Source organism: Endozoicomonas arenosclerae (assembly GCF_001562015.1).
Classification (GTDB): Bacteria; Pseudomonadota; Gammaproteobacteria; order Pseudomonadales; family Endozoicomonadaceae; genus Endozoicomonas_A; species Endozoicomonas_A arenosclerae.
Genome location: NZ_LASA01000297.1, coordinates 1 through 549, shown reverse-complemented (window position 1 = coordinate 549; position 549 = coordinate 1). Strand labels below are relative to the sequence as shown.

The following is a 549-nucleotide window of genomic DNA, read 5'->3' as shown; positions in this document are numbered from 1 at the left end:
TGACGGCGCCCAATACCTTTGGCGTAGTAATGTACATCACTGGGGTTGAGCACATAGACTTCGTGGACTCTTTCGAACGCAATAGAGGCCAGTAGCTGGTGGTAACAGCCCTGGCTATGGAAGCAACGGGCTGTTACCACCAGCTACTGGCCTCTATTGCGTTCGAAAGAGTCCACGAAGTCTATGTGCTCAACCCCAGAGATGTACATTACTACGCCAAAGGTATTGGGCGCCGTCAAAAAAATGATAAAACAGATGCTGAAATCATACGGCGCTATTTGTGCAATGAATATGAGCACCTCAGACCCTGGGAGCCTGCTACAAGCAATCAGACACTCATCAGAGTACTGACTACCCACCGTGCAACGGTAGTCAGGCATAAGCAGGCTATTTCAATGACATGCAAAGATTTACCCATTGAGCTGGATGCCCTCAATGAGGCTTTGATGGCTCTGAAAAAGCTCATTGATGAACTGGAAAGAACCCTTGTCGCTGCTATGAAAAACGAAAGTACAGAGCAGCAGAAAAGTTTTAAGGCCATAAAGAGCA

1 protein-coding gene is annotated in these 549 nt (G+C 47.4%); it reads left to right on the top strand.

The features are described 5' to 3' along the window. Positions 1-98: 98 nt before the first annotated feature. Positions 99-549 (top strand): IS110 family transposase (locus tag WG89_RS28850; protein ID WP_153301909.1); only part of this gene is annotated, 451 nt, incomplete at its 3' end.